The 6,843-nt window shown below is 69.1% G+C and carries 6 protein-coding genes; 3 read left to right on the top strand and 3 right to left on the bottom strand.

Annotated features, from left to right (window positions below; genetic code table 11):
• The coding region (locus VF662_RS13855; protein WP_464142296.1) for a D-alanyl-D-alanine carboxypeptidase at positions 1-800 on the bottom strand (800 nt) is incomplete at its 3' end.
• Between the two features lie 96 nt (positions 801-896).
• On the opposite strand from VF662_RS13855, the gene VF662_RS13850 reads away from it, so the two are divergent.
• A complete protein-coding gene (locus VF662_RS13850) occupies positions 897-2,747 on the top strand; it encodes an amidohydrolase family protein (protein ID WP_464142294.1) in 1,851 nt (616 codons plus the stop codon).
• On the opposite strand, the gene VF662_RS13845 is transcribed toward VF662_RS13850, so the two are convergent.
• Together VF662_RS13845 and VF662_RS13840 are read right to left on the bottom strand one after the other, a co-directional pair.
• Positions 2,738-4,276 carry an N-acyl-D-amino-acid deacylase family protein gene (locus VF662_RS13845; protein ID WP_464142292.1) on the bottom strand — a complete coding sequence of 513 codons (1,539 nt, stop codon included), beginning with the start codon at positions 4,274-4,276 and terminating at the stop codon, positions 2,738-2,740. The genes VF662_RS13850 and VF662_RS13845 overlap by 10 nt on opposite strands.
• A gap of 75 nt (positions 4,277-4,351) precedes the next feature.
• Positions 4,352-5,572 carry an FAD-dependent oxidoreductase gene (locus VF662_RS13840; RefSeq protein ID WP_464142290.1) on the bottom strand — a complete coding sequence of 407 codons (1,221 nt, stop codon included), beginning with the start codon at positions 5,570-5,572 and terminating at the stop codon, positions 4,352-4,354.
• A gap of 36 nt (positions 5,573-5,608) precedes the next feature.
• Here VF662_RS13840 and VF662_RS13835 point away from each other — a divergent pair, with 36 nt between their 5' ends.
• Positions 5,609-6,148, top strand: a complete 540-nt coding sequence (locus VF662_RS13835) for a DOMON-like domain-containing protein (RefSeq protein ID WP_464142288.1) — start codon at positions 5,609-5,611, stop codon at positions 6,146-6,148.
• Positions 6,145-6,843: exo-beta-N-acetylmuramidase NamZ family protein (locus VF662_RS13830; protein ID WP_464142286.1), on the top strand; the 699-nt coding region annotated here is incomplete at its 3' end. The genes VF662_RS13835 and VF662_RS13830, both read left to right, overlap by 4 nt.

The raw sequence follows: 6,843 nt of genomic DNA, 5'->3' as shown, positions 1-6,843 counted from the left end.
ACGCCCCGCGCCTCAAGCAGCTGCTTCAGGCGCCATGCCGCATAATGCGCCGGATCGTCGATGCCGAGGCGTACCAGCTCCGTCTTCGGTCCCGCCACAATGGTCCCCGTGAGCCGCACGGCCGTACTTCCCGGAAGCCGCTCCGCATCGAGGTTGGTCGCGCCGGCCGCGACGGTGACGGCGCGGTTCTCGACCTGGTAATAAGCCGGACCCTCGATCGCCGGCGCCTTGCCCGGCGCCCCCGGGGTGACCACCATCGCCAGTTCATTATCGTCCAGCGACAGCGCCGAAATGGCGGTTCCGGAGCGGGTGGGGATGTTGTTCCAGCTCATCCCCGGGCTCCACCTCTGGTCCGGAAAAAGACTCGCATCGCCGACCACGTGGCGCACGTTGCGCGTCTTCGCGGCCACTGCGTCGGCAAGTGCGGCGAGGCAGTCCGTCACGCAGTCGGGAGCGCTCGACAGGCGGGCATCGCCGTTGCCTTCGAGAACGACGTCGGCGCCTTCCAGCCTCACCGCGGCACCGCCCGTCCGGTCCGGTTCATCAAGGCCGCTGAGCGTGGCGAAGGCGGCTGCGGTGGTGAACATCTTGGTGTTGGAGGCGGGAATGAACCGGTCCTCAGGCGCGATCGCGACCAGCTCCTTACCGTCCTCAGTTGCTGCGACGAGGCCGAAGCGCGTGCCCGGCCCCGCCTGCCGAAGCCGCTCCTCCACCCGCTGTCGGAGCGTGTCCTGCGCTGCAGCCGCGATCGGAGCCGGCAATGCCAGGATCAGCAGCGCGGTCCACAAGCCTGATCTCACTCGTTTCATCGCGCCATGGTGAGAGAAAAAGCGTCGCCCCGCAATCCGCGGATATCGCGCTTGCCCCGGCGGCCGCGCATTGCGAGAAGCGCGGCAGTGACGTGGCTTCGCTCTCTCCACCGGCTCATCTGCGCGGCGGCCCTCCTCCTTGCTGCCGGTGCGGCACCGGCGCAGGACGTCACGCTGATCCGCGGGGCGCGTATCTTCGACGGCACCGGTGCTCCGGCGACAAGGGGCGACGTGCTCGTGCGCGGCGACCGCATCGCGGCGGTTGGCCCACGCATCCGGGCACCGCGCGGCGCAAGGATCACCGACGCAGGCGGGCTGACGCTCCTCCCCGGCCTTCATGACCTTCACACCCACCTGCGCTCGCCCTCCACGCGCGGCCCCGAGGACCTGCCCAAGGCCTATGGCGGCTATCTGGCCTATGGCGTCACCAGCGTGAACGACTTCTCCGTCTCCGGCGAGATGCTGCCGCCGATCCGGGAGATGACGAAATCGGGTGCGGTGATCGCTCCGAACCTCCAGCTGGCGGTGCGGCTGGGAGTCCCAGGCGGCCACGGCACCGAATATGGCTGGGGCCGCTTCTTCACCATGCAGGCGGCAACGCCGCGCGCCGCCCGAGCGGCAATGGCCGCCGCCCTCCCCTACAAGCCCGACGTGATCAAGGTGTTCGCCGACGGCTGGCGCTACGGCCGCACGCCCGACCTCAACAGCATGAACGAGCCGACCTTGGCCGCGATCGTCAGGGACGCGCATGCGGCCGGCATCCCGGTGATCACGCATACGGTAACGCTCGAAGGCGCCAAGATCGCCGCGGCGGCGGGCGTCGATGCGCTCGGCCACGGCGTCGGCGATGCGATTGTCGACGACGAGCTGATCCGCCTCATGAAGGCGAAGGGCACCGCCTATGTGCCCACCCTGGTGGTCTACGAGCCGCAGGAGGATCGCGCCTTCGTGCCTGCCGAATGGACGGCGCTCAGGCCGCCTGAGCGGGCCCGCGAGCAGGCGCGCGTGTCGGCGCCGCTCGAAGCTACGCCGGAGCTCGAGGTGAAGCGCTGGAAGATCATGCAGGAGAATGTGCGGCGGCTGAAGGCGGCCGGCGTGCGCATCGGCATCGGCACCGATGCCGGCATCGGCGGCGTCTATCACGGCTCGTCGACCATCCGCGAGATCAGGTGGCTCACCATGCTCGGCCACACGCCTGCCGAAGCTCTCACGGCCGCGACCGCGGCGAGCGCGGCAATCCTCCGCCAGGACCGGGACCATGGCCGGATCGCGGCCGGGCAGCGCGCCGATCTGCTGCTCACCGGCGGCCGGCCCGACGAGCGCATCGAAGACCTGTACGACGTCCGCCATGTCTTGGTCTCGGGGCGTGAGATCCCGCTGAAGCGCGTTCGCGCCCTCATAGATTCCGATGCTCCTTCGCCCCTGCCCGTCCACGTGATGGCAGGACCGATCGACACCGGCGCCGGCGCCTCGGGCCGCACCGACCTTGGGACGCTGCCGGTCGACAGCAGCGAGGCCGGCGTCGACCATAGCGAGCTCGAACATGTACGCCCCGGCCCCGACCGGCGCCTGTTCCTGGTGGGACGAATGGGCGCCGCGCCGCAGCCCTTCGCCCAGCTTGCCCTGCCGCTGACGCAGGGCGGCGTGCAGCTGGCGGACGCGAGCGGCTTCACCGGCATCGCCTTTGAAGCGCGCGGCTCGGGGCGGTACGGCGTCGCCTTCGACAGCTACGGCCTCGAAGCGAGGCAGTGGTTCAAGGCGCCCTTCGCCGCGGGCGAAGCGGCAACGGAGATCCGCATCCCGTTCAGCGCCTTCAGGAGCTCCGATGCCGGTGCCCGGCTCGATCTTGCGAAGCTGCGGGCGCTGATCGTCCGGCTCGAGGCGGAGCCGCGCGGCACCGCATGGCTGGAGCTCGGGAAGGTCCGCTTCTACCGCTGACAGGTGCCGGGCGTCGGCGCATGCGGCAGCGCCCGTCCCGCAGCCTTGCCGGTGAGGCTGCCATTGTCGACCGCAACAACGCCGTTCACGAGCACCGTCCGGACGCCCGATGCGAGCAAGGTCGGCTGCTCATACGTCGCCCGCTCGGCATAGTTTTTGGGGTCGAACACCACGACGTCCGCATACGCTCCCGGCCGCAGCCGCCCCCGCCCTTCCAGGCGGAAGGTGTCGGCCGTGAGGGCGGAGCTCCGCTCGATGAACTGCCGGAGCGTGAGGACCCGGTCCGCCACCACATATTTCGCGTACTTCCGCGCAAAGCTGCCGTAGACGCGCGGGTGGCCCGTCGATGCGTCGGAACCCGTCATCACCCACGGACGGCGCATGAAGGCGGCGATGTCGCGCTCGGTCTGGTTGAACGATGCGACGGCGGGATCCTCGATCCGGATCACGGCCATGGCCGCGGCCACCGGATCTTCGCCTCGGGATGCCGCCACCTCCGCCAGCCGCCGGCCTTTGAAGGCGCCGCTGGTGATGAGGAGCGACTGAGCGCCGCCGCGCTTCCGCATATTCTCCGCCATTCCGTAACGCAGCCGCTGCCGGAGCGAGGGATCGTCCAGACGCTTCAGAAGGGCCGCCCGGCCGCCGTCCTGCGCCCAGAGCGGGATCAATGAGGCGACCAAGCTCGTGCCCGAAGCGGACCACGGATATTGGTCGGCGGTCACCTTCTGCCCCGCCCGCCGCGCCGCCTCCACCTTGGCGATGATCGCCGGCGCCTTGCCGTGCACATCGACGCCAAGCGCCTTGATGTGGGAGATGTTGACCGGAAGCCGCGCCTCCCGCCCGACCCGGATCGCCTCGTCGATCGCTGCGGCGAGGCCGACAGTGTAGCTCGATTCGTCGCGGATGTGGCTGTCGTAGGTGCCGCCCCGGAGCCCCGCTTCGCGGGCGAGCGCGACCACCTCGGTGGTGGTGGCGAAGCTTTGGGGCGCGTAAAAGAGGCCGGTCGAAAGGCCGAGAGCGCCCTGGCACATGGCCGAGGCGACAAGCGCCCGCATCTGCCTCAGTTCCGCGGCCGTGGGCGCCCGGTCCGCCTCGCCGACCACCTTCTTCCGCACCGCTCCGAAGCCGACATAGGCCGCATAGTTGATCCCGACGGGCCGCGTTCGAGCGCTCCCGAGCACCTTTGCCGCATCCACCTCGCCGCCGCCGTCATTGCCGATGAAGGCGGTGGTGACGCCCTGCATCAAGAAGGCGGGGATGAGGCGGGTGCGCTCGTCGGGTGACGCGAGATCGTCGCCCATATGGGTATGGGGATCGATGAAGCCGGGGGCGACGATCATGCCCTTGGCATCGATCACCCGCCTCGCGGCGACGTTTAGTCTCGGGCCCACCAGCCGGATCCGATCCCCCACCACCGCCACATCGCCGACGAAAGGGGCCGCGGAGCCGGTGTAGACGGTGCCGCCGCGGAGGAGGATGTCCACCTGCTGCGGAGCAGGCGCCGCTCCGAGGCCCAGAGCGCCCGCCATGGCGAGGACGGAGGCTCTTCCGGCCCGTTTTATTCGGTCAGCTTTCACGGAGCCAGAACAGCATTTCCGCCGGGGTCAGTCCAGCTTCTCGAGCATCAGCGCAGCGGCGCGCTCGCCCGAACCCATCGCGAACGTCCAGCCGAGCCCGCCATGGCCGACGTTGAGCACCAGGCCCGCTCCTTCCTTGCGGATGACCGGCAGCGACGAGGGGGTCATCGGCCTCAGGCCCGCCCAGCTGGACTCGACCCGGTCGAATTCGACGGCGCCCGGCAGCGAAGCGCGCGCGGAATCGATCAGGCTCTTCAGTCGGACCGCATCTATATCCGTGCTCCGGCTTCCGAGATCGGCAAGGCCGGCGATCCGCATCCGCTCTCCCAAGCGGCAGAAGACCACCTTTCGCCGGGCGTCGGTGATGCTGATTCGTGGCGCGTCCGGCCCGGGCGGCGCCGTGATCGAATAGCCGCGCATCGGCCAGATCGGCACACGGATGCCGGTGCCTTTGAGGAGCTTCGGCGTGTCGACCCCGGTGCAGACGGCAATGCGCTCCGCTTCGATCCGCTCCCCGTCCGCAAGCACCACATCCGGGCGCCCATCCCGAATTTCCAGCCGGGCGTTCACGCCGAAGCGAGCCTGGACCCGATAATCGGATTTCAGCGTCTCGAGCAGCTTCCTGCAGAAGAGATACGGGTCCCCCACCTCCTCCTCGGGCGAGTAGACGGCGCCGCTGAGCCTTGTCTCCGCCGAGGCGAGCGCGGGCTCCAGCGCGACGGCCTGGGCGGGGCTCAGCACCTCCTGCACCGCCCCCTCCCTCCGCTTCCGCTCGACCATTGCAGACGCGGCGGCGAGGCTCTCCGAATCCTCATAGAGGTGGAGCTTGCCGGGCATCGAATGAAGGAAGTCGAGCGGGTGCCGCTCCAGGAGCGCATGCATCGCCGCGCGCGATTCGAGGCCGAGGCGAAGCCCTTCTAGCGTGTTGCCGAGCGACCGTGCCGCCGTCGAATTGCGGAGAAAGCTGAGCCCCCAGCGGATGAAGCCAGGATCCATGCTCGGCCGCAGCCGAAAGGCCGGATCGGCGCCGAGGGCCAGCATCGGCAGCTTGCGGAGCAAGGCCGGCGTTCCAAGCGCGTCCGTATAGGCGTAGCTGAGCTGCGCACCGTTCGCGAACGACGTCCCCCGTCCCGGCTCCACCGAACGATCGAGGATCAGCACGCCGACCCCGCGGCGGGCAAGCGCGTAGGCAGTCGCCATGCCGACGACGCCCGCGCCAAGCACGATCGCCTCCGGGCGCTCAGCCACCTCCCAACTCCCCGATCATGCTGCTAATCGCTCCCCATGCTCCCGCTGATCCCGCATCCCGATTTCCCCGCCCTCGCCGTCACCAATGTCGAAGCGGATGCAGTCCGCTCCGCCTCCGGGCGCCTGGAGCTTCGCTATGTCCTCAGCGGCGCCATTTCCAAGCTTTTGTTGCCCGGGCCTTCCACTCCCGCCCGCGCCGACGACCTTTGGCAGCACACCTGCCTCGAAGCTTTCGTCCGCCTCCCCTCATCCGGCGGCTATTACGAACTCAACTTCTCCCCCTCGTCCGAATGGGCCGCCTATCGCCTGGATGGATACCGCGACGGCATGACTTCGCCACAGCTGGAGCCGCCGCGGATCGAGATCGCCTCCACTCCCGAACGGCTCGAACTCCGCGCCTCGATCGAGCTCGCCGAGCTAAGCGACGAGGAGCCATGGCAGCTCGGCCTCGCCGCAATCGTCGAGGAGCAGGACGGCCGCAAATCCTATTGGGCGCTCGCCCACGCGCCGGGAGTGCCCGACTTCCACCATAAGGATTGCTTTGCGCTCGAACTCGCGGCACCGGACAGGCCATGAAATTCGGCATCGACCGGCTGCTGGCCGACCCCGCGCTTCGTGCACCTTTGGAGGGGAAAAGGGTTGCGCTGCTCGCCCATCCCGCCTCGGTGACCGAGGACCTCACCCACTCGCTCGACGCGCTCTCCGCCTGCCCCGGAATGCGAGTGACCGCCGCCTTCGGCCCGCAGCATGGCCTCCGCGGCGACAAACAGGACAATATGGTCGAATCCTCCGACTATACCGATCCGCTGCACGGCATCGCCGTCTTCAGCCTCTACGGGGAGGTCCGCCGGCCCACCGGCCAGATGATGGGCGCGTTCGACGTGCTGCTGGTCGATCTCCAGGACCTCGGCTGCCGCATCTACACCTTCATCACCACCCTGCTCTACGTGCTGGAAGCCGCCGCCCAGCACGGCAAGTCGGTCTGGGTGCTCGACCGCCCCAACCCCGCAGGCCGCCCGATCGAGGGCCTGACGCTGCGCCAGGGCTGGGAAACTTTCGTCGGCGCCGGGCCGATCCCGATGCGCCACGGGCTGACGCTCGGCGAGCTCGGCCTCTGGTTCGTCCACCGGTTCAAGCTCGATGTCGATTACCGGCTGATCGAGATGGAGGGCTACGACCCCGCCGCCGCGCCCGGCTTCGGATGGCCGGCAGAGGAGCGGATCTGGATCAATCCAAGCCCCAATGCGCCCAACCTGCCGATGGCACGCGCT

Origin of the sequence: Allosphingosinicella sp., assembly GCF_036387215.1 — a bacterium.
In the GTDB taxonomy this organism is placed as follows: domain Bacteria; phylum Pseudomonadota; class Alphaproteobacteria; order Sphingomonadales; family Sphingomonadaceae; genus Allosphingosinicella.
The sequence above is the reverse complement of the archived record's forward strand: the minus strand, read 5'-3'. Positions and strand labels throughout refer to the sequence as shown.